The organism is Peribacillus sp. B65, from assembly GCF_058513295.1.
Map to the genome: position 1 here is coordinate 926,993 of NZ_CP195840.1, position 22,877 is coordinate 949,869.

21 protein-coding genes are annotated in these 22,877 nt (G+C 43.3%); 11 read left to right on the plus strand and 10 right to left on the minus strand.

The genetic code is table 11. From position 1 onward, the window contains the following. Positions 1–7 precede the first annotated feature (7 nt). The 6 genes from nikB to ACSR9O_RS04660 all read left to right on the plus strand — a co-directional run bounded on the left by nikB (position 8) and on the right by ACSR9O_RS04660 (position 5,835). On the plus strand, positions 8–928 hold the full coding sequence (nikB, locus tag ACSR9O_RS04635; RefSeq protein WP_101224404.1) for a nickel ABC transporter permease: 921 nt from the start codon (positions 8–10) through the stop codon (positions 926–928). Positions 929–940: 12 nt separating this feature from the next. Then, entirely contained in the window at positions 941–1,963 is a 1,023-nt protein-coding gene (locus tag ACSR9O_RS04640; RefSeq protein WP_491724012.1) for an ABC transporter ATP-binding protein, read from the plus strand. A 2-nt stretch (positions 1,964–1,965) separates the two neighbouring features. Then, a complete protein-coding gene (locus ACSR9O_RS04645; RefSeq protein ID WP_260356752.1) occupies positions 1,966–2,952 on the plus strand; it encodes an ABC transporter ATP-binding protein in 987 nt (328 codons plus the stop codon). 88 nt (positions 2,953–3,040) lie between these two features. Then, complete coding sequence (locus ACSR9O_RS04650) at positions 3,041–3,808, plus strand: sensor histidine kinase (protein WP_101224407.1); 768 nt, start codon at positions 3,041–3,043, stop codon at positions 3,806–3,808. After that, entirely contained in the window at positions 3,805–4,503 is a 699-nt protein-coding gene (locus tag ACSR9O_RS04655) for a response regulator transcription factor (RefSeq protein WP_101224408.1), read from the plus strand. Before ACSR9O_RS04650 ends, ACSR9O_RS04655 begins: the two co-directional genes overlap by 4 nt. Before the next feature lie 3 nt (positions 4,504–4,506). Continuing rightward, on the plus strand, positions 4,507–5,835 hold the full coding sequence (locus ACSR9O_RS04660; protein WP_260356750.1) for an SLC5/6 family protein: 1,329 nt from the start codon (positions 4,507–4,509) through the stop codon (positions 5,833–5,835). Positions 5,836–6,116: 281 nt separating this feature from the next. On the opposite strand, the gene ACSR9O_RS04665 is transcribed toward ACSR9O_RS04660, so the two are convergent. Beyond that, a complete protein-coding gene (locus ACSR9O_RS04665) occupies positions 6,117–6,704 on the minus strand; it encodes an NAD(P)H-dependent oxidoreductase (RefSeq protein ID WP_402940693.1) in 588 nt (195 codons plus the stop codon). Positions 6,705–6,824: 120 nt separating this feature from the next. Between ACSR9O_RS04665 and ACSR9O_RS04670 the strand changes: the two genes are divergently transcribed. Further along, positions 6,825–7,253: a MarR family winged helix-turn-helix transcriptional regulator gene (locus ACSR9O_RS04670; RefSeq protein WP_491724013.1), complete on the plus strand. Its 429-nt coding sequence runs from the start codon at positions 6,825–6,827 to the stop codon at positions 7,251–7,253. A 91-nt stretch (positions 7,254–7,344) separates the two neighbouring features. Here ACSR9O_RS04670 and ACSR9O_RS04675 read toward each other — a convergent pair whose 3' ends face one another. Beyond that, positions 7,345–8,802, minus strand: a complete 1,458-nt coding sequence (locus ACSR9O_RS04675; RefSeq protein ID WP_434168644.1) for a protein adenylyltransferase SelO — start codon at positions 8,800–8,802, stop codon at positions 7,345–7,347. A 269-nt stretch (positions 8,803–9,071) separates the two neighbouring features. Here ACSR9O_RS04675 and ACSR9O_RS04680 point away from each other — a divergent pair, with 269 nt between their 5' ends. Beyond that, positions 9,072–9,224: a hypothetical protein gene (locus tag ACSR9O_RS04680; RefSeq protein WP_491724014.1), complete on the plus strand. Its 153-nt coding sequence runs from the start codon at positions 9,072–9,074 to the stop codon at positions 9,222–9,224. Positions 9,225–9,669: 445 nt separating this feature from the next. Continuing rightward, complete coding sequence (locus ACSR9O_RS04685; RefSeq protein ID WP_101224414.1) at positions 9,670–10,365, plus strand: FHA domain-containing protein; 696 nt, start codon at positions 9,670–9,672, stop codon at positions 10,363–10,365. Positions 10,366–10,461: 96 nt separating this feature from the next. Here ACSR9O_RS04685 and ACSR9O_RS04690 read toward each other — a convergent pair whose 3' ends face one another. The 3 genes from ACSR9O_RS04690 to ACSR9O_RS04700 all read right to left on the minus strand — a co-directional run bounded on the left by ACSR9O_RS04690 (position 10,462) and on the right by ACSR9O_RS04700 (position 14,293). Further along, on the minus strand, positions 10,462–12,222 hold the full coding sequence (locus ACSR9O_RS04690) for a hypothetical protein (protein WP_491724015.1): 1,761 nt from the start codon (positions 12,220–12,222) through the stop codon (positions 10,462–10,464). An 843-nt stretch (positions 12,223–13,065) separates the two neighbouring features. Beyond that, positions 13,066–14,031, minus strand: a complete 966-nt coding sequence (locus tag ACSR9O_RS04695) for a quinone oxidoreductase family protein (protein WP_491725443.1) — start codon at positions 14,029–14,031, stop codon at positions 13,066–13,068. A gap of 115 nt (positions 14,032–14,146) precedes the next feature. Beyond that, positions 14,147–14,293, minus strand: coding sequence for a hypothetical protein (locus tag ACSR9O_RS04700; RefSeq protein ID WP_100298038.1), 147 nt, complete (start codon positions 14,291–14,293; stop codon positions 14,147–14,149). A 170-nt stretch (positions 14,294–14,463) separates the two neighbouring features. On the opposite strand from ACSR9O_RS04700, the gene ACSR9O_RS04705 reads away from it, so the two are divergent. Further along, positions 14,464–14,988 (plus strand): GNAT family N-acetyltransferase, encoded by a 525-nt coding sequence (locus tag ACSR9O_RS04705; protein ID WP_491724016.1) that lies wholly within the window; start codon positions 14,464–14,466, stop codon positions 14,986–14,988. A gap of 485 nt (positions 14,989–15,473) precedes the next feature. Here ACSR9O_RS04705 and ACSR9O_RS04710 read toward each other — a convergent pair whose 3' ends face one another. Then, positions 15,474–16,304 carry an STAS domain-containing protein gene (locus tag ACSR9O_RS04710; RefSeq protein WP_101224418.1) on the minus strand — a complete coding sequence of 277 codons (831 nt, stop codon included), beginning with the start codon at positions 16,302–16,304 and terminating at the stop codon, positions 15,474–15,476. A gap of 127 nt (positions 16,305–16,431) precedes the next feature. After that, positions 16,432–16,863, minus strand: a complete 432-nt coding sequence (locus tag ACSR9O_RS04715; RefSeq protein ID WP_101224419.1) for an Lrp/AsnC family transcriptional regulator — start codon at positions 16,861–16,863, stop codon at positions 16,432–16,434. Between the two features lie 149 nt (positions 16,864–17,012). Between ACSR9O_RS04715 and ACSR9O_RS04720 the strand changes: the two genes are divergently transcribed. Next, complete coding sequence (locus ACSR9O_RS04720) at positions 17,013–17,597, plus strand: DJ-1/PfpI family protein (RefSeq protein WP_260356742.1); 585 nt, start codon at positions 17,013–17,015, stop codon at positions 17,595–17,597. A 187-nt stretch (positions 17,598–17,784) separates the two neighbouring features. On the opposite strand, the gene ACSR9O_RS04725 is transcribed toward ACSR9O_RS04720, so the two are convergent. The 3 genes from ACSR9O_RS04725 to ACSR9O_RS04735 form a co-directional block, all read right to left on the minus strand. Next, the gene (locus tag ACSR9O_RS04725; RefSeq protein WP_491724017.1) at positions 17,785–19,767 is read right to left on the minus strand and encodes a hydantoinase B/oxoprolinase family protein; all 1,983 of its coding nucleotides are present in this window, start codon (positions 19,765–19,767) and stop codon (positions 17,785–17,787) included. A 16-nt stretch (positions 19,768–19,783) separates the two neighbouring features. After that, positions 19,784–21,823, minus strand: a complete 2,040-nt coding sequence (locus tag ACSR9O_RS04730; RefSeq protein WP_491724018.1) for a hydantoinase/oxoprolinase family protein — start codon at positions 21,821–21,823, stop codon at positions 19,784–19,786. A 484-nt stretch (positions 21,824–22,307) separates the two neighbouring features. Beyond that, on the minus strand, positions 22,308–22,478 hold the full coding sequence (locus ACSR9O_RS04735) for a hypothetical protein (protein ID WP_157831108.1): 171 nt from the start codon (positions 22,476–22,478) through the stop codon (positions 22,308–22,310). Positions 22,479–22,877: the final 399 nt, after the last annotated feature.

A 22,877-nucleotide genomic window follows, 5' to 3' on the forward strand; every position in this document is an offset into this window, starting at 1 on the left:
AGAGAAAATGTTCGTATTCATTATCCGACGGGTACTTCAAACCATACCTGTTTTACTGGGTGTAAGTCTTGTTGTTTTCCTCATCATGCAAATGGTCCCGGGAGACCCGGCAACACTGCTTGCAGGTGAAGGAGCGACTAAAGAAACGATTGAATCACTGCGTCATGAGCTTGGATTGGATCGTCCAATCCTCTATCAGTACGTTGACTATGTCCTTCATGCCGTTCAAGGTGACTTTGGAGAATCACTCCGCAGCAGCCGCCCTGTTTTGGACGAAATCATGGTCCGCTTGCCCATCACCCTTGAACTGGCACTTGCCAGCATTTTCATAACCGTTGTGCTTGGAATGATCGCAGGAATCATCTCGGCTACCAAGCAATACTCGGCAGCTGACATTTCCATCATGATCGTTGCTTTATTGGGAATCTCGTTACCTAGTTTTTGGCTGGGCCTCATGCTTATCTACTTCTTTTCCGTGAACCTTCATTTGTTTCCGGTTTCAGGTTGGGGAACTTTCAGCCACATGGTTCTCCCAGCCATAACCCTTGGGGCCGGCGGTGCGGCCATCGTTGCCAGGATGACCAGGTCGAGCATGCTTGAAGTCGTTCGACAGGACTACATCCGGACCGCGAGAGCCAAGGGATTAAAAGAATATATCATCATTTATAAACACGGCCTGAAAAATGCGCTTATCCCCGTCATTACCGTAGTTGGCCTCCAGTTCGGTGCACTCCTTGGCGGTACGGTATTGACAGAGTCCGTTTTTGCCATCAATGGACTTGGGAGATTGATAGTCGATGCAATCAGAACGAGGGATTTGCCGATGGTCCAAGGCGGGGTCCTCATCGCTTCCGTTATCTTCGTATTCATGAATTTAGCGGTGGATGTCCTCTATCGATACTTTAACAAAAGAATAGACTTGAACTAAGGAGGTATGATGATGAAACAGGATGATGATAAAATACTGGAGGTAAAAAATCTGCAGACACACTTTTTCACTGATGAAGGAACGAGTAAGGCAGTCAATGGAATTAGTTTCTCCCTCAATAAAGGGGAAACGCTCGGAATCGTCGGAGAGTCGGGAAGCGGGAAAAGCATAACATCACTATCATTGTTAAGGCTCATTCCATCGCCACCCGGTAAGATTGCCGGTGGCAGCATCCTTTTTAAAGGGGAGGATCTGCTTACGAAGTCTGAAAAACAGATGCGGTCCATACGCGGTAATGAAATTTCGATGATATTTCAGGAGCCGATGACATCACTGAATCCCGTATATACAGCGGGCGAGCAAATTGCAGAAGCGATCAGGCTCCATCAAAAGCTGGGAAAAAAGGAAGCATGGAATAAAGCGGTCGACATGCTTCGGCTCGTCGGGATCCCCTCACCTGAAAAAAGGGCAAAACAGGAGCCGCATGAGCTAAGCGGCGGAATGAGGCAAAGGGTCATGATTGCCATGGCACTTGCCTGCCATCCTGAGGTTTTAATAGCGGATGAACCGACAACAGCACTGGATGTGACGATCCAAGCCCAAATTCTCGAACTGATCAAGACGCTGCAAAAGGATTTCGGGACGGCTGTCATTTTGATTACTCATGATTTGGGAGTCGTATACGAAACCTGTGATCGGGTTGCTGTCATGTACGCAGGAAAAATCGTTGAAAACACTTTGGCCAAGGAAATATTCACAAACCCAAAACATCCTTACACAATCGGTTTATTAAACTCCCTTCCGCGTCTTGACATGGACCAGGAAGAACTGACTACAATTCCAGGGACCGTTCCAAGTCCTTACAACATGCCCAAGGGATGCAGCTTCGCTCCCCGCTGTGCACATGCGAAGAGCATTTGTGAACAAGCCGTACCGGATCTCCAGGCTATCGGCCCAAGCACCGAGGTCAGCTGCTGGATGTTCACCCCCCAATGGGAGAAGGAATATGACGCTCAAGAGAAGGTAGGGGTTTAATGATGGGTGTACCAGCTGCAGAGAAAAAGGTTCTGCTTAAAGTGAATCAATTGAAACAGTATTTTCCGATCAAGGGTGGATTTTTCGGAAGAACCATCAATCATGTAAAAGCCGTTGATGACATTACCTTCGATATCAAACAGGGTGAAACCTTAAGCATAGTCGGCGAATCCGGTTGCGGAAAATCGACTACCGGAAGGGCAATCCTTAGATTGGATGAACCGACAAGCGGGAGCATTCACTTTCAGGACAGGGATTTACTGAGTTTAGGAAAAAAAGAAATGAGGCGTACCAGGAAGGATCTGCAAGTTATTTTTCAAGATCCATTTGCCTCCCTTAACCCGAGACAGACTATCGGCCAAATTCTCGGAGAAGCTTTAGCGATACAAAATGTAGTCCCTAAAGAAAAACGGAAAAGCAGGATCGAAGAATTATTGGGACATGTCGGGCTGAGACCTGAATCCATGGAAAGATACCCGCATGAATTCAGCGGCGGCCAGAGACAGCGGATCGGCATTGCGCGGGCTCTGGCAGTGGATCCAAAATTGATCATATGTGACGAAGCAGTTTCTGCACTGGATGTCTCCATTCAAGCGCAAGTGCTGAATTTATTAAAATCCTTACAGCGCCAGTTCGACCTTACCTTTCTTTTCATATCACATGATTTAGGTGTGGTCAGACATATCTCGGATCGGGTGATGGTCATGTATCTCGGAAAGATAGTCGAGATAGCCGATAAAAAGTCCATTTTCGAACAGCCCCAGCATCCATATACAAGGGCATTGCTATCGGCCATCCCAGTACCGAATCCTGTGCATGAAAGAGAACGGATCCTATTGACGGGTGATGTCCCCTCACCCATAGACCCTCCAAACGGCTGCCGCTTCCATACACGGTGCCCTTTCGTACAGGATATCTGTAAAACACAGCTACCCGAACTGAAACAATCTGCACAAAATCATCAAGTCGCTTGTCACATTGTGTCATAAGCTGTAGATTTCCGGAGGGGTCTTTAGTATGATACTAATAAACAGAATAATTCAAGTTATTTAAAAATATAACCAGCAGAGGTTCTCCATGCTAAGTTACGAGGGATTCACCTTAATTATCATGCTCTTCATTTTAGCTCCCATCATGGGAGCTATCGCTCTTTTATTTCTATTCATATTCGAGAAAAGGATCGACCTTCTTGAAAATAAAAACAAAGAGATCCGCCTGGAGCAAGCACTGCAAGAAGCACAATATAATAAATTGAACCAGCAAATCCAGCCACACTTTTTGTTTAATACACTAAATGTCATATTGGGCTTGGCCCGCCTGAACAGGACGGCTGAATTGATACGGGCCTTGGAGGCATTTTCGCAATTCCTGAAATTCAAATATAAAGCATCAGAACCATTGATCCCCCTTTCCCAGGAAATTCAGTATACCCAGCATTATCTCGACATCCAGACCCTTCGCTTCGGTGATCGGCTCAAGATTGACATGGATTGCCCGGAACCATTAGCAATCGCACTTGTTCCCCCCTTCATTCTTCAGACATTGGTGGAGAATTCGTTTAAACACGGTTTGGAAAAAAAAGTGGGTGAAGCCCTGCTGCATATCCGGTTTTATCTGGAATCGCAGATGGTGTATCTGGAAGTGGCGGATAATGGGTTAATGGGAAAGGAACCATTCGTTACGGACGAAGGCGGCCATGGCCTGGATAATATCCAAAAGCGCTTATATTTGTATTTCAATGATCGTGCACAATTGAATATAGCTTCTACTGATTCGGGAACTAAGGTAGAGGTATCATGGCCACTGGTTTTTGATAAGAAATCGGAGGAGGCGGAGCCGGAATGAATGTACTATTAGTTGATGACGAACCATTGGTCCTTGAACAAATGGAATATATGATTCAGTCCATATACCCTTTTTGGAAGTTTCATAAAGCTGCTGATGCCTGTCAGGCACTGACCCTCAACCAAAATCATAAAATCAACCTCGCTTTCCTTGATATTAACCTGCCGGGGCGATCGGGTCTTGAATTTGGTGAAGACCTAAGGGCATTAAACAAAGAGGTCGAAATCATCATGGTGACCGCGCATCAAAGTTTTGATTATGCCCAGCAATCCATCAGGATAGGCGTGGTTGATTATTTAACAAAACCTGTAATAGAAAGTGATTTGCATAAAGTCCTGGCCAAGTATGACAAAAGGGAATCTTCCCACAATTATTCAACCCTTATTCACCATTCTCTTTCATTCATTCATGAAAATTATGCTGAAAAACTCTCCCTTTCGGACATCGCCCGTGAAGTGCATACCAACCCGACTTATTTAAGCAGGAAATTCCATGAAGAAGTCGGCACTTCCTTTTCGGAATATTTAATGCACTATAGAATAAAGGCAGCAAAAAGGACCTTAACCAATAACACCAGCTGGAGCATATCAGACGTCGCTGAAAAATCGGGTTTCAATAGCCAGCATTATTTCAGCACTTTATTCCGGAAGATAGAGGGAATCACGCCCAAGGAGTTCCGCGAGAAAGGAAAATGAACATTGCGATCACGTACATTTCAAGAATACGTACAAGGCCCCATTCAAATCGGGATGGGTTTAGGGATCATCTCCCTCCTGGCACGCTGGGTGACAGGAACCACGATATTATCCTCCCCCGAATCGATGGTGAAGTATGGAGTTTTCGGAGGGATCGGATACGCCCTGATGGGAGCGATCGCCCTGTTCATGTTCAGCTTCATCGGGAAGAGGGTCCGGCAGGACTTCCCCATGGGCTTGACCATTGGGGACTATTTAAAAGCCCGGCTCAATCCCCTCGGATATTGGATATTGATCGTGATTCTGGTCATAACCAGCTTACACATTTTATTCATTCAGGGAATGGCTGCGTCCACCCTATGTCAGTTTCTTTTCGATACGCCACTCTATGTCGGGCTGTTCTTTTTTTTCGGTTTCTGTGTCCTTTATGCTGGATTCGGCGGGTTAAAGCTCATTCATGGATTCGCAGCTTTTCAAGTCGTCTTTATGTTTGCCACGGTTATATTAATTCCCTTATACTTTTTCGTCAAGGAAGGGATTCAGCCCGTTTATGATGGAATCCGTTTATACCATCCATACATGCTCGTAATCAATAAATATGATCTATGGAGTTTTCTTTTTGCAGGGCTTCTAGTCGGGTTCGGCCAGTTTTTCTTTGACCTGACATCATGGCAGCGATTATTCATGATAGAAATGAAAAAGGTTCGATTGACATTCTCTTTATCCGGCCTTATATGGATCATATTCCCGCTCTCCTTTTCATCCCTGTTCATCATGGTTATCTTTACGGGCGGCTTCACTGATATACACTCGATTCTGGCTGGATTGGCAAACAAAATAACGACACCATTCTTTTTCATCCTTTTTGTGCTCTGCGCTTTCAGTGCAATCACCTCAACATTCGGTGCCTGCCTGCATTCATTGGTAAGCCTGATCGTAGCCAATATTCTTGAACCATTACAAACAAAAAAAAGCGACCAGCAAAAAATAAGGATGGCCTGCCTGCTTTCAATCTGTATTGGAGGATTGGTTTTCATTGCTACACTCTTCTATTCCCCCAACCTATTGGAGCTCTTATTTTACTCAGGCAACATATACTCGGCATTACTTGCACCAATCCTTGTTATCGTATTCAGCAAAGGGAAAGTCGCTGACTACATACCGATAAGCGCGGTCCTGGCCATTGTCGCTTCATACATCATCCAGCCTTATGTAAGTGAATTCCAAAGCATATGGTTCAGCGGATTAGCTTCGTTTACGATCCTAGTGATTTGTATGATCCTTACGCTTATCAAGAACAAATGGATATCCGTGAAAACAAAACGGGATTGATTCCGAAGCTGCACGGCAAAGTAGTTACATAACAAACTATGTAATCTGATACACGTAAATAGATAAAAAAAGAAAGGTCGCCGACATAAAGTCCCAACCCAATGTTGATTGGAACTCCTGTGGGAAAAACGTGTCCAAGGGAGACCCCGCAGGCGCAAAGAGCGCCGAGGAGGCTTCCGGACCGCCCACGGAAAGCGAGTGCCTGGGGTGGAAATCAAAAAAGCAAATCAGCTTCATAGCAAAATATACAAATCAAGTGCCCCTATCAATCACGTAAAAACTTAGACTGCCACCTTTCTGAAATACCGATAAACCTTCTCTAGCTTTTGGGTTTGTTTCCCCTTTGGACTTTCCATATTTCCGAATTCAAAAAATTTCACTTTTTTGATTCCGACAAAATTGAATAGTGCTCTTTTCATCAATATTTTATGCGCATCATTCAACCAGAGAAGCGGATACTTTGCAGGTCCCTTCATCGTGGACACACATACGACCGACTTTCCTTTCAGTAGGCCTTCCGGGAACAATCCCTTTTTGTCCCTATAGGCAAAATTCGCAGAAAATAATTGATCAATGTATCCCATCAGCATTGCTGGAGGCCTCCCCCACCAGATTGGATAGACAAAGACAATCTGGTCGGCCCAGGTAATCTGATTTCTATATTTTTCAAGCTGAGGATCACGATGCATATCACGCCTTCGTTTATGCTCATTGAACTCCAAGATCGGATTGAAGCCCTCATCATATAAATCCAAGACCTGAATCCCCTTTATGTTAGGGTTCTCCTGACTTCCTTGAATGACTTTTTCTAAAAAAGAATGGCTTAAGCTTTTATGATTTGGATATGTGTAGATGACCAGCATGTTCATGACGTACCCCCTATTTACTTATCATTTGATAACAATCATATTACACCCCCTTTTTTGTTGTCAAATGATAATTGTATTTTGATAACACTTTTGTTATCTTCTCAGTAAGAGGTGAAAGTTATGGACAAAAAAGCTCTTTTTGAAAAAATGGTCACATTTACGACTTCCGTACATCAAGTGACACACGAATTGACACAAAACGCCAAATCCGATTCCATCACGCCGGTACAATATAAAATTCTTGAATATATAACCGTCAGTCAGCCTGTCACACCAAGTGAAATCAGTGACTGTCATCATATCTCCATGCCTAACACGAGCCGTGAACTGAAAAAATTAAGCGAAAAGAATTTAATTGAAAAAATAAGTGATTCGGAAGATAGACGGAAACAATACATCCGCCTCTCCAAAGAAGGGGAAATGATGATGAACGAGGCTTTTGCAATCGTGGAATCCCGTTTCCAAAGCCGGCTGCAACATGCATCAAAGGCAGATTTAGCGGAGATTGACCGTGCCCTGGACATTCTTCAAACAAAACTTTTTTACTGATGAACACAAAAAGGGCTCCCGCAATTGAAGTTGACGAAGAATCGACTTCAATCGCGGGAGCTGCTTCATTATCTCCATGCATGTTTTATTATCAGGTACCGCAAAAAGTCCGGTAAGGTTTTGTTGACAAAGGCAGTGCGGCGTATTCAGCTTGTTCCTCGCAGTGTGCATAAGGATTTGCAAGAACATCCAATAGCCGTTCCATCACGCCGTAGTCCCCTTGCTCCACTGCCGCTTCCAACGCTTCTTCCACCCGGTGGTTCCGTGGGATCACTGCAGGATTGCTGTTCTGCATCAACTGATTCGAAGATTCTTTCGATTCCTTCTGCCTGCCCAGTCTCGCCTTCCAAAGCTCTTGCCACTGAGCGAATTCCGGTGTCCCGAAAAGGACCGTATCCTCCACTTTATCAAAGGTCAAGGCACGGAAGGTATTAGTATAGTCGGCACCATGCTTTTTCATCATACTGAGGATGCCATTAATAAGCGCTTCATCCTGAGTCTCTTCGTTGAATATCCCCAGTTTCGACCTCATTCCCGCTAACCAATTAGAATGATACAGATCATTAAAAACGGAAATCTTATCTTGGGCCAAAGTAACGGCCTGATCTTGGTCATCATGCAACAGCGGCAATAGGGATTCAGCGAATCGCGCAAGATTCCAACCTCCAATAACAGGTTGGTTACCATAGGCATAGCGGCCTTGTCTATCAATTGAACTGAATACCGTTGCAGGGTCATAGGCATCCATGAAGGCGCAAGGTCCATAATCGATGGTTTCCCCGCTAATCGTCATGTTGTCGGTGTTCATCACCCCATGAATGAAGCCAACCAGCTGCCATTGGGCAATGAGCTCAGCCTGACGCTTGACCACTTCCTGCAGCAGCGAAAGATAACGGTTTTCATCGGATTCAATGTCTGGAAAATGACGCTTAATGGCATAGTCGGCAAGTGTCCGGAGTTCCTCGATCGTGCCCCATTTTGCAGCGAATTGAAAAGTGCCGACACGAAGATGACTCGAAGCCACACGAGTCATGATGGCACCAGGCAGCCCGGTTTCACGGATTACCGTTTCACCGGTCGTCACCACTGCCAGACTCCGGGTGGTAGGAATGCCGAGCCCGTGCATCGCCTCACTGATGATGTATTCGCGCAGCATCGGTCCAAGTGCAGCCCGGCCATCGCCCCCGCGGGAGTATGGCGTTCTTCCTGGACCCTTCAGCTGGATATCGACCCTCTCGCCTTCGGGCAAGACCTGTTCGCCAAGCAATATCGCCCGGCCGTCCCCTAACATGTTAAAATGACCGAATTGATGCCCAGCATATGCTTGAGCAAGCGGCGAAGCACCTTCGGGAATCTCATTTCCCGCAAATACCGCCACACCATCTTCGCTTTGCAGCGACTTAACGTCCAAACCAAGAGAATCCGCCAAACGTTCATTTAGAATGATCAACTCCGGTGAATGTACAGGAGTCGGGTTCGTGCTCGTGAAAAACTTTTCCGGAAGACGCGCATAGCTATTGTCTAAATTCCATCCTGTTTCATTAGTCATGGTTTCTCCTTTTCTTACTTTGACTTTTGTATAAATGTTCTTTCTCTCAAGATTCATATTAAAACACGCGGTATAACTCAGTTGCAGTCCATATTAATGTCTACTTCTGCCAATTAATTATACCGTTTCTGCATTAAAATGGCTCTTATAAAGTCGTTTTAAATCCATGGCGCCCCGGGATTTCATAGTACGATTGTGTGAAAATATCCTCATCGGTTCCCTTTGAATGAAAGAAGCAGGAACCCATAACGGTTCCTGCTTCTTCTCCCATGATAAAATTAACAATTTCATATGCCAATAGTTATAATTTCATCATGAAACATTATGCATCAAAAAAGCCTGCCATTGATTCGGCAGGCTTGTTTCTTTTCTTCTTATTGGTTCCGTCCTCCACCCATTCAAAGGTAGTCTTAATTCAGTAAAGTCAGGCTGATAAAGGCAATGCCAAATATACAGTACAGAATGAGGGTAAAGGGCTGGGGAAAAATAATATATACGATCATACTAATGATCATCAGCAGGATGCTGAAAGCATTTATCCTATCTCTCCACATACTCACCTTTGGTCAACTCCTTTTCCACAAGCGTAAGGTACATTTTCATCGCAAACTTCTTCCGGTGCTGAGGAAGTACTTCTCCCACAGTCAAAGCGAACATCAGCAAAAATAGAGTTTCTTCTTCATCCTTCGTTCCTCTTTGTTATAATGGCTGTGTGCCTAATTTGGATTTTTTTCATTTTTCGTTAGTAAGTAAGCGAATGATAATTTATAATTATAAAATTGAACCCACTAAATAGCCATGTAGCCAAAATGATAAATTCATGAAAATAATTTAAATTTTCAGATTTTTTTAAGGGGTATGAAGTGAATGATCTATAAAACTTTCAAGGTTGTATTGAGAACCATGCACAAAGGCCAAACCGAGGAATTCGCCTATGTATTTGAAGGGAAAAGCCTGCTGATCGGCCGAGCAAGCCAGCACTCCAAAGCTGATTTCAGGCTTTACAATGACTTTGTTTCCAGGGAACATTGCCGGATTTATATGGAGGAAGGGCAGCTCCTCATTGAGGATTTGGCAAGCAAACACGGCACCACCGTAAACCAGATGCCGCTCGTACCGGGCAATCCATGTCACATTGAACCGGGGGATTCGATTACTTTGGTCAATGGATTGATTGAATTCATAATCTCCATCGACAACGATTTAACAATGGATTTCACGCCGGTGAACCCCGAGTTCCTGCAAACCGTCGCTATCAATGAGCACCTTCAGACTGTAATCATCAATGAAGAAGCACCCATTAAAATGCCGACCAAGGAATTCAATTGCTTTAAGCTCCTTTATGAAAATTTGGACAATCTTATTTCAAAGGAAGAAATTGTTCAGCAAGTCTGGCCAGAGCGAGTCGGTGATCCCGAGCAAATTGTGACGGCAGAGGAAATCGCTTCACTTCTGTACCGCGTGCGGAAACGGTTAAATGGGCACTTTGCAATAAAAGCCGTCATTCAAAAGGGATATTATATGGAATCCATCCATTCATTCAATTTATCGGACTTATCATGACAATCATTCGAAAACATGAAAAAAGCATTGCGGATGACAATGCTTTTTTTCATGCTTATATTGGAGATGGCCAGTTTATATGTCCACGATCCATTATCATTTCCTTGGCAAATCCAGATTAGTGAATTCATCGACTGGAACGATGCTTTCTTCCATATCCATCACCATCAGCACAACCCTGTCTCCTACATTCGTCAACACAATATCAGATAGCGCGTTGACACCAGGGTCCACCGAGAACCTCTTGGCATTGCCTTCGACGATTAAATGGAAGACATATCCATTTGAAAGATTGGCATCATTGATCCTTAATACCTTCCCTTTTATTTCTTTCATCTCAAAACCTTTTTGAGGCGTCACACCGCTGACTTTCCCTAAAGAGGCAATCAGCTTTTTATAATTACGGAAAGCTTCGTCTTTCGTTTTCCCAAAGATCACTTGGGGATTATCGCTATTTGCGTAAACGATCGCCACACCTTGGAACTTGCTGCCCTTTGTAACTGGAATGACATAAGTGGGAGCACCGTAGATCGTATAGAAAATTCCATTAGTGGCTTTCCAGCCTGGATATTTAGACAAAAACTCACTCGCATTGGCGTTGGATTTTGCTTCCTTTCCTGTCAGAACGGACGTGACGCCTTTATAGTACGTCATTTCACCGGTCTTGGCATTGAAAACACCATAACCTACAAGGGTTTTGGAGTTGCCTTTTGATTTAGCCCGGGTAAAGTCCACTACATAAATCAATTCGCCTTTTTCGTTAAACGTAACTTGCATATTATCCTCATTAGGAATCAGGACATCTTTCTTCGGTCCAATCAAGGACTGGTTTTTCCACCCGTGAACATATTTTCCCCAGTAAGTCCAATATTCCAGGGCTGTTTCCAATGTGAATGTCCGATCTACCCATTTAGGTTCTTTTCCTTTTGGATAGTATTTCGTGTCACCCGTTTCCGGATTAACCAATACCACCCCGTCCACCACGGGACCGCTGCGGTATTTCAAATAATGTCCGACTGAAGCTACGAAGAAGGGCTTTCCATCTTCGTTCGGTTCCAAATATGAATCATGGATGATTTTATTCGGATATGCCTTGCGGATGGTCCTTTCCAAATCATGATTGAGGTACTGTGAGGGAGCATACAGCATCTTCCCTTTGACAGTACTTGCCCCTTTATCCGTCGATACGGCGGAAATCAGATTATAACCTGGCGTGTATTCCGCTTTCCCGGCTTTTAAAAACCCGTCCATTTCAATGGGTGATGTATAAGCCAATTCATCATTGATATTGGTCAGACGGTATTCGCCTTCAGTGAAATATGATGCATTTTCTATTTTATTAATCGCTGCATCGCCTTTTGCGTCAGCCATTTTCACTGTAACGAGCGGCATGGTTTTTATATCTTGAACTTCTTCCAGCTCTTTTTTCTTATCGACCTTCGCCAATCCATGCAGATCTGCGGCAAAAGTGAGCGGGTAAAACAGCATGATGACCCATGCGGCAATCAACACGACACCCATCAAACTGTTGAAATGTACGTTCCAAGGTGTTTTTGGCTGCTTTGCCGCTTCATTTCCCCTCCGATTCCGTCGGGTGCTTGAAGATTCACTGGCACTGTACATATACATTCTTGAATCGATGATGAGAATGAGCCCGAGAATAATGGCAAAACACGAAAAGAATGCAGCGGCAGTAAGATCCAGCAGCATGATATCGATAACGAAAAACAATACGGCAGCAGAAACTAAAAGTCTCAGCACTTGTTCAATGAAAAAAGGTATATCTTTTTTGGTGATTGCGTTTGTCCATCTCTGCGGAATCAAGGAAAGTCCTAATATGGCAAATGGCATTTTCATTAAAATTCCTTTTAAGATGAAACCGAGTAGTGAAAGTATCATGGTTTGAAATGTCTCTCCTTGTCATGTATGTTTCCATTTACCCATTTTATCACTTTTGTGCAACTAATTTACTATTTTTTTAATATAGCGAAATAACGTCAAAATACTTCCAAAACTATTTACCTCAACGATGCTACTTTTACCGATTTAATGTTTATATAGACTCTATAAAAGGATGGATGCCAAAGGGGACGAAGCCTTATGATTTATGAAGAAACTTACCAATACCTATTAAGGAATGTATCTTCCACTGAATTCGATACGTGATTGTATGCATTGCTCCACAGTGATTGGGACGGGGTCATTCAGAGCCCGCTTCATATGATGGCCCGGGAGTCAGAACGACAGAAAAGTACTTAAGGCAGATCATCCATATATTCACCGCACCACAAGGATCACTAAAAAAAGTGTTTGTCTCTCATTACCTAATCCTGCTATTCATAAGTTTTCCAAGGGAACTGGTCCGTTCTCTTTTTTTGCTTGTAACGAACGCCTGTGGATTGAAGAATGACGATTGTTGTTTGGTGATTGGCCCATTGTGGATTTCTCCTCTGAATTCGCGTGTTGCATATGAATCTTGTGGATAAGCCAACTTGGTCATCACGTTGTTTTGACAGCAGGTCATAACCCCTGTAAGGACAAGGACATTTATCTGGAGTTATTCTAAGGGTAGAATGGGTCTATAATAAGGAACTTAAAAAGGTTCTGATTCATCAGTATGAATAAGGTATTGAATGTGACAGGACGCTATACGGGTAAAAGAAATGGGCCCCCATTTAGAATGGAAAGCCCCATGACCTGTTATGGTATTAATAATATTTTCCCCGAACTCTTCCGGCTTTCAAGAAGTCTATGCGCATCCGCCCCATTTTCCAACGAAAAAAGAGTCGGTTCTTTGATGTGGATTTCCCCTGACAGAATCCATTGGAATAGCTCTGCTGTTCTTCTTGTCCGTTCTTCATGAGTAGTCAGGACGTTCCAAAGGTCACCACCAATTAATGCCTTGGATGTATCCATTAACATTCTCGGGTCGATTTTTTCTGGATCACCGCCTGCCATCCCAAAAAATACAACAGTTCCTCCAGTCTTAGTCGCACTGAAACTATCCATCAAGGTTTGACCCACTGATTCATAAACAACATCAACGCCTTTACCACCGGTTATATCCTTAATGGAATTCACCCAGTCCGATTCGTAAAGGATAACATGATCCGCACCTATTTGTTTGGCAACAGCCGCTTTATCATTCGATGAGGTCAAGCCAATGACCTGACCGCCATTCATCCTGATCATCTGTGTCAGTAATTGACCGACTCCCCCTGCAGCGGCATGGACCAGAATGATTTCCCCTTCTTTAACTGAATGGCTGTCATGAGTTAAATATTGGGCAGTCAATCCTTGAAGTAAAACGGAAGCGGCCGTTTCAAAGGAAATGCCCTCAGGCAGCGGTAAAAGTTTATCAGCTGGAACTGAAACCAGCTCCGCGTTGGCATGGGGAACATCAGCGAACCCGACGCGATCACCCACTTTCACATGACGGACATCTTCCCCGACATATTCGATGACCCCAGCTCCTTCATACCCTAGAATGAATGGGGGATCACCCACCAAATGATAATTCCCTTTCCTTCTATATACATCAGCAAAATTCAATCCGATTGCTTTCATTCGAACGATCACGGCTGATTTTGAATGTTCAGGTTCTGCAATTTCCCTTACAGACAGAACTTCCGGCCCGCCGAAATCATCAAAGACAAGTGCTTTCATCATCCTAACTCCCTCCAATGGTTCTTCATTCTTTAAGATATAGGATGAACCCTTTGATGGCAAGAAACACAAATGACCGCCCTGCCCTTAAAGGCTAGAGCGGTCACTAGGTTACTCAATCTGTATTGGAGCCAGGACCGTTCTTTCGTTTATTCGCAGAGTATTCTTTACCGTGGGCTTCATGTTCTGCAATGATATCCGCTTTCGGAATATGGTTATTCTTTTTCGGTGAAGCGATACGGTTGCGGTGTTTTTTTCCCATGATCTATCTCCCCTTCATTAATGCTTTTTTAGGTTGAACTGTTTAATGCATCTAACGTTTTTAGCTTGTCCGATTATCACCGAAATCACCAAAAAATTAGGCACTTCATAATAAAGGAAAAACCTTCGTGGAGCCCGAATAGATAGAAAACTGATATAGGAGGAGAAAAAATGTTTCCTTTATTGAACACGGAAAGGTTACGCTTACGGGAAATTCATGAAAGTGATGCGGAAGCTCTTTTCCAATGTTTATCAAAAGATGAAGTCACCCGCTTTTATGGCCAGGACTCATTGGAAAATGTTGAACAAGCGAAGGATATTGTAGCATCTTTTGCGAAAAACCATCGTGAAAAACGAGCCATAAGATGGGGAATTGAAAGAAAAGATACGCAGGAATTGATTGGCACCATCGGTTTTCATGCCCACAGTCCCACATACAGACGAGCGGAAATCGGTTATGAAATCCATCCTTCACATTGGCGCAAAGGATTTGTGTCAGAAGCGCTTAAAGAAATTATCGCTTACGGTTTCAACGACCTTGATTTAACCCGCATCGGCGCGGTCGTTTTTCTGGAAAACCAGCCATCAAGTGCGCTCTTGCTTAAGCTGGGCTTCATTCGGGAAGGAATATTAAGGAGTTATATTTACCAAAACGGTATCCCTCATGATACATATGTCTATTCCTTGCTGAAGTGAAACCAACCTTCTTTGGAAGGTTGCACAGAAGAAATTGGCGACACTCCTGCCGATAACTGGCAAGACGAGACCTGCTAGATGCTTGCTTTGATGAGGGCTTGGCAACAATCGGGAGCGGGATTTAATGCGTGGACCGCAAGACAAATGCTCCGGAATCCGAAGTAGAGTCGAATAAATTTGTGAACGGTCGAATAAACCACCGGGTAGGTCGAATAAACTGCTGGGTAGGTCGAATAAAGTTTCCGGCGGAGATCAAATGGAATTTTTTTAGAAAAAACTGGAGGCAAACTGGATTTTCTTGAATTCATCAACAATTGGGGGTTCGGAATAGATTCACTCTGAACCAAGATTCAGTTCTTTTCGGAGCATCTGTTCCCCATTCCATATACTTATTCGAATATGATAAAACAGCAAATAAATTACCTTAATATTCCAAATTACCCACAAAAAAAAGTCACCAAAACATGGCGACTCCACTTCACGATTTAGGTGACTACAAGATAGTCCTTCAAGGCCTGCTGCAGTGTACCCTTTGTTTCTGCTTTATTATCGAGCTGAATTCCTGAACGGATCATTTTCGTAACAACCTCTGGGCGTAATCCAGTCACCACAGCTTTACACCCCATCATTGCCGTACCATCGAGGATTTTCATCAAATCATTGATCATTTCAACTTCCATTTCGATGATACCGGACAAATCCAAGATCAAGGTCTGTATCCGCAGTTTACCTATCTCCATCAATACTTTTTCTTCGATTATCTGTATTCGTGAATAATCGATTGTCCCGATTAACGGAAGGACACAGGTGGTGGAAGTTACGGGAATGATAGGGACGGATAGATTTTCAACCAAGTTTTGCTGAGCGAGAATCAATTTGTCTTTATAATCGGAGTAACTGACGAAAAAGGATTTAAGAAAAACGTCAACACTTTCATTCACTTTTTTCTCTAATTCAAAAAAGACCCTAGAATCCTCAATAAACGCTTTCTTATCTTGTTCAAACTTATAAAGAAAGGTCCAAAGCGTTCTGCGAAGGGCTTGAATCCATTCCAGCTTGAATGAAAGCGTCAAGGAGTGGGTTGCCCACGTAACTCCCTCTTTTTCGGCAAAGGCAATCATATCCGTTTCATTATGTTCCACTATATATCGAATGAGCTTATGTGCATTATTCAAAAGGTCGACATTTCCAATCAGTAAAATTTCTTCGATTTTATCCCTGACATTGACCGCTGCTGATAAAAGATATTCTTCAAACTCACTTTTATTCTGCAAAAGGAATTCCATTATTTTATCTTCCTCATAAACAAAACTCACTCTCTCCACTCCCTTTTTGAACATCCAACTGTGATTTTTGTTACTATTTACTTTCTATATTGGTGGAGTTTTTTCCTGCTAATTGGTCATATATTAAAAAGTTGGCAAGTAAATGGGTTAAAGCCGGTTAGATCTCATCTCCTGAAAAAACATTTTTCGATGCGGAAGAGAATATCAGATGGGTGGACGATTTCCCATATTTAATGGCTTCATCGACGAAGTCTTCCAGCGTTTCCATGGAAAATGTACTTATTTTAATAAGATAACTGTATTGACCGGCTAACCGGTGGCATTCCAGAACTTCCGGATGGTTCAAGCTGAATTGATAAAAATCTTTGCATCGATCCGTTTCGAATAATATGAATGCCGTTATGCTTCTATCAAGTTTTTCAAGGGATATTTCTGTTTTATAACCTTTAATCACTCCGCTTTCCTCTAATTTATTCACACGTTCTTTCGTTGCTGGAGCCGTTAAGGAAACTTCATGTGCCAGTTCTTTCATGGACATGCGACCATTATTCTCCAGTAAGGAAAGTATTTTTTTATCCGTTCGATCCAATTCAATCACCCCTACTTTTTTTATAAACCGATTCCTTTCAAATACATTATAAAATAAATATAAAAGGAATGATTACGTAATTAATCGTATGTATTAGGGGATTTTCTTTTTATATAATTAATTCAAATATAAACAAGGGGGACACTGCTATGAAAAAAGTATTGCTGCTGCTATCCAATGGATTCGAAGCTGTTGAAGCAAGTGTGTTTACAGATGTATTGGGATGGAATAAATTAGAGGGTGATGGCACCACAGACCTGGTTACGGTGGGACTTCACGAACAATTGAAATGCACATGGAATTTCATCGTGCAGCCCGAACTGACCCCCGATCAAGTGAACCTGGATGACTTCGATGCTTTGGCCATTCCAGGAGGTTTTGAAGAAGCCGGTTTTTATGAGGATGCCTATGATCAGAGGTTTCTTGATGTGATCAAGCATTTTCATAATAAGAACAAAATCATAGCAACCATTTGTGTAGGTTCTCTCCCACTAGGAAAAAGCGGGATATTGAATGGAAGAAAAGCCACAACATACAACCATCCAGCCAGTAAGAGACAGAGGCAGCTAAAAGATTTTGGTGCGATTGTCGTAAACGAACCGATTGTCGTTACGGACAATATCATTACATCCTACAATCCATCCACAGCTTTCGATGTTGCCTTTACGCTCTTGGAAATGCTCACTTCAAGAGATAATTGTGAACATGTGAAGGAATTGATGGGTTTCCATTAAGAATGTCTTAGGAACCTATACAATTTGGATGTTGATTTCCGGTCCAGGCGCTCGCATTCCGCAGGCAGTCGGCGGAAAGGGAGCCGAATTTCTGAAATCAACTAAATCTTTTTTTAAAGGAAAAAACTGCAGGCAAACTCGTTATCTTCGAGTTCGTCTGCAGTCTAAGGTTCCTAATGTTTTCACGTTACTTCCAATATGCCAACGAACGGGTTTTCATGGATTCACGGAACTGTTTCGTTGATTCTGGCAGGACTTTATTCGTTGCATAATCGATGATGACACCATACTGGCGAATGACATCGAGACTATCTAGCTCTCCCTTGCCGAATTTATCTTCCACGCTTTGTATGTTTTCCTCAAGCCATTGTTTGCGGTTGTTTTTGATATACGCCCTAGCTTGTTTCGTTGCTTCAAGATCTATTTCGAATAAATCGAGATCTTTATCTATTTCCTTGATCACGACTCCATAATCTTTTTTAGCTCGCTCAATTGAAACATACTCATCGATAACATCTTCCAAAACAGCTTCGGGACTTCTTTCAAGCGGATCTCCCAGTCCTCCGCCCCCAGCGGATGGGCGCACAAAGGAATCTCCTTGCTTCACTTTTACATTTGAGAAAATCGCACCTAAATATCGTTCGTCTTCCTTGCCCGGATTCAGCCATGCTCCATGCGGGGAAGAAGGAAGCCCACCAAAAATTCCCCATGTTATTGAACGGGAACGGTCACAGCAATAGGACATGACCGTGTTTTTGACATTGGTTAGTGTACCTCCCTTTTCTACACCGCACCCGCCGCGGTATTTACCCGGCCCGGCAGAGTCGGTAATGATTTCATGCTTCATCGTCACAACAGGAGACAATCTTTCTTGCCCTTCGCAAGGCTGTACGCTGAGTCCCAAACCGAATGTCGGGGAAGTGGCGTTTACACCGTCCCGATCATTGCGGCCTCCATGACCGCCTGCCATCCAGTCGTACCACATGAAGTATTTATCCTGCTCCTGGCGTTGATCCCAACCGCCGATTAGTAAATACTCCAGGTTAAATGAGCATGCGATCGCTCTTTCCGGCATGATGTTGGACCAGAGTTCGAAGCACGCACTCATGATTTTTTCATAGGCCCCTGAACAAAAACCGGTTACGGCAATCGGTGCCGGGGCATTGACGACGGAGTTTTCCGGCAGTTCGATCTTCACCACTCTGTAAAAGCCGGAGTTCAGGGGTATTTCAGGAAAGAATGTCTTGGTTCCTGAGTATGCTGCCGATAAAGATGCCCCGAAACCAGCATTCAAAAAGCAGCCGATATAAGAATGCGATCCAGAAAGATCATAAAGGATCTCGTCATCCGTGATGGTCATTTTAACCCGGATCGGAATCAGTCCGTCTCCGGCTTCAGGATCCATATCAATATAATCAACGGTCTCCCAGGTTCCATTCGGTAAAGCCGCAACCTTGGCCCTTGCCAAACGCTCCACATAATTCTGCACTTCCGAAAAGGCGGACAAAGTCGTATCGATTCCATACTTCTCGATGATGGCAAACAACTGGCGCTCGCCTACCTTGGCCGCTTCCACTTGAGCACGCAAATCGCCGACACGTTCTTCAGGGACGCGCATGTTCAAAGCGAGCACATTGACAACATCTTTTAAAAATGTTCCTTTACTATAAATCCTAAGCGGCGGAATCCTTACCCCCTCGCCGAAATGTTCCTTGGCATTGATATCAAAGGAGCCAGGTGTCGATCCCCCCATGTCGGCCCAGTGACCATTCGTCTGCATGAACGCAATGAGCTTGTTCTCATGGAAGACAGGCAAGAGGACGCGTGTGTCATTGAAATGAGTGCCGCCTCGATACGGGTCATTGACCAAGAATACATCCCCAGGATGGATATCATCTTCGAAGTCCTCTATTACCGCCTTTGCCGTTAGATGCAATGTTCCTACATGGACCGAAATATCCTGCGTCCCTTGCATGACTGTATTTCCTTCTGCATCACAAAGAGCACAGCTGAAATCCCGATTATAAATGACGAAGGAATAGCATGTCCGAAGGATTTGTTCCGCCATCTGGTCTACAAGGTTAACGAAGCCATTTTTTATCACTTCAAATGTCACCGGATCTAAACCTGTTCCAACTCCAGTTTGGTCAACTAACTGTTTATTCGACAATGAAATCCACCTCTTTTTATTTATTTTGGGAAAGAATCAAGTTTCTGTATTTATCAACTTTTGCCGTGAAATTTGGTGGTATGACAGTAGTTGTATCAAGCTGGTCCACTATGGCAGGGCCCGTGATTTCAGAAAAGGCCGGAATGAGTTCCCGGTTATAGACGTTCGTATTCACATATCCCTCTTCTTCAAAATAGACATCACGCGTTTCCTTCAAGGCATCGGCAAGTGTGCCTCCAGGTTCATAAGTCGGGAATTCAGGTTTTGGTACAGTTCCGATAGCCGTAACGAGCAGTCCGTAAATTTCCACGGTCTGTTCTTTATCGGAGAAAGAAAATTCGCGTTCATGCTCTTGATGGAAACGTTCAAGGGTCTCTTCCAAAGAAGAAATCGGGCAATCGACTTCTATCGCCAATGAACGCCACTGTCCCATATACCTCATGTCAATATATCTAATCAATGTGGAAGCTTCTTTAGCGACTCCTTCTTCTTGCAATAACTCCGCGGCCTCTTTTTCCATTCCGATGAATTCTTTCTCTAAATCTTTTAACGATACATCCTTGACGTTTTTGACATAGGTTTTGGATATATCATGACGAACATCGACCAACAGGCATCCCATTGCGGCGGCTACACCCGGATGCGGCGGGATGATGACGGTCGGGATTTCCATTTCCTTGGCCAGGTACGCTCCATGCAAGGGCCCAGCCCCGCCGAAAGCCACAAGTGCAAAGTCGCGAGGGTCGTATCCCCGTCTGACTGAAATCAGCCTTAGAGCATCACACATATTGGCATTGGCCACCCGTGTGATGGCGTTCGCCGCTTCTTCAATCGTATAATCAAATTTCTTGGCGATCTTATCCACGACTTCAATCGCTTTTTGTTTATCCAGTTCCATTTGTCCATCCAATAGTTTGGTGCCAAGTCGTCCCAAGACAATATTGGCATCGGAATTGGTCGGTTCTACGCCGCCCCTGCTATAGCAAGCAGGTCCAGGAACAGCCCCTGCACTTTGAGGGCCATTGCGTAAAGAACCTCCTTCATCCACCCAAGCTAAGCTTCCGCCTCCTGCTCCTATCGTCAAGATTTCAATACTTGGGAAGCCTATCGGATATCCATACTCGATATACCAATCTTTCGTAATTCGTAAATCACCTTCATGCATCAAGGAAATATCGGTGCTCGTCCCCCCCATATCCAGCCCAATGGCATTATTAAAGCCGCAAAGCTGGGCGATATGTTTACTGGCAATCGCACCTGCAGCGATGCCGGAGCTTGCAAGTCTTGCGGCATAACGGGGAACGGTTTGGGATGTCATTACCCCTCCGCCGGAGTGAAGCACTAATATGTCATCTTCATATCCCCGTTTAGTCATTTCACCTTCAAGGGTTTTAATATATTTGCTGACAGTCGGTCCTAAAACCGCATTGACAATCGTCGTACTCATGCGCTCATGCTCAAAAATCTCAGGAAGGACTTCACTTGAAATGCATATATAAACATCCGGGAGTTCCTCCTTGATGATTCGTTTCACTTTCGCCTCATTGCTTCCATTTACATATGAGTTCATGAAACAAACTGCAATCGATTCGGTACCGCGTCTTTTTAATTTCCTTGCCAGTGACCGTACTTCCTCTTCATTGATTTCCGTCAAGACATTCCCTGCAAAGTCGATGCGTTCATCCACTTCAAAACGGTCTCTTCTTTGGATATACGGTTTGGCTACATCATCATATGTATCCCATAACTCAAGCTTGGTTCCTCGGCGGATTTCCGATACATCCCGAAATCCAGCGGATGTAATCAATGCTGTCTTTGGCAATTTTCTTTCAATCAAGGCATTGGTGCCTACTGTTGTACCATGGGAAAAAACTTTAATATTTTCACAATCTATTTCCGCTTTCGCAATTCCATCCAAAATACCGACCTCTGGATTCAAAGGAGTCGACGACGTTTTCGTAATTGAAATTTCCTTCGTACTTTCATCAAAAACGAACACATCCGTAAAAGTTCCGCCTACATCAATTGCGAGCCTAGTTTGCTTCGTACCTATCATATAACTCCCACCTCTGCTACAAGATTTAAAATACTTTATACCTTTTGACATTGCCTTGCGCCACTTGCACCGATTAATAGAACTGTGTGAAAGAGTATCAGCCAGCCGCTGGATTTTCTTACGCCAAAAACGGAACAAGATGAATGATGAAATAAAAAAAACCAGTCATATCAATAAGAAATAATTGATATAACTGGTTTTTGATCTAGGTTTAGCTTCGCAGGGCGGCGAAGTCTATTAGATTCGACAGTTATTTATAGATTCATCTTTTAAATCACCGAGTCCATTTAAGACGATGGCAGAGTAGAATTTCTAGAAAAAACTACTTGTTTACACCATGGCTATATACTTTATCTTACGTCAATTCACGATAAAGTCAAGGGTACTTTTAGAATATTTAAACAACTATAGTTTGTGAATTAAGAGTGGGATTTATTACAAAAATAAGTAAGCATAACTGTTTCGCTATGCTTACACAACAATATTAATTATCAGGTGTTACCGATGTGCCTTCCTCACTGTTTTTGAGGTAAACTTCAGAAATTCCATTCATACCTTCCGATAGTTGCGCTTTGGTATATTCCATACTGCCAACCAGTTTATGAAGCTTCTTATCATTATTCTCTTCTGTAAGTTTAGATTCTGAATCAGTCACATTTTTTCACCTCCATCATTTAGGATGGCAAATCAAGATGGAAATATGTATGACAGGCTTCGATGTTAGACCCCCTCTTAAAGTCCATTATAGGTAAATAATGGTAACTACTATTAGAATCTGTACTTAAAATAAGCAGGAAAAGATTATTTTATGAATCTTTTTTAAAAAATCAGCTGTTTTCAAGCCACTAAAGGGATATACTATAGGATAGCATTTATTACATTTTTGTTAGTATTTTTTCTGGTCACACATTGTGTAATATTTTACAAGTTTTTCTATTTACCTCAACAAAATGCTTATTGCAAAGGAGAATTGGATATGTCAGAAACGATTACCCAATCACAAACTGAACAACTTAATGCCCGCCAAAAACAATTAGATGTACTGGACCAATTA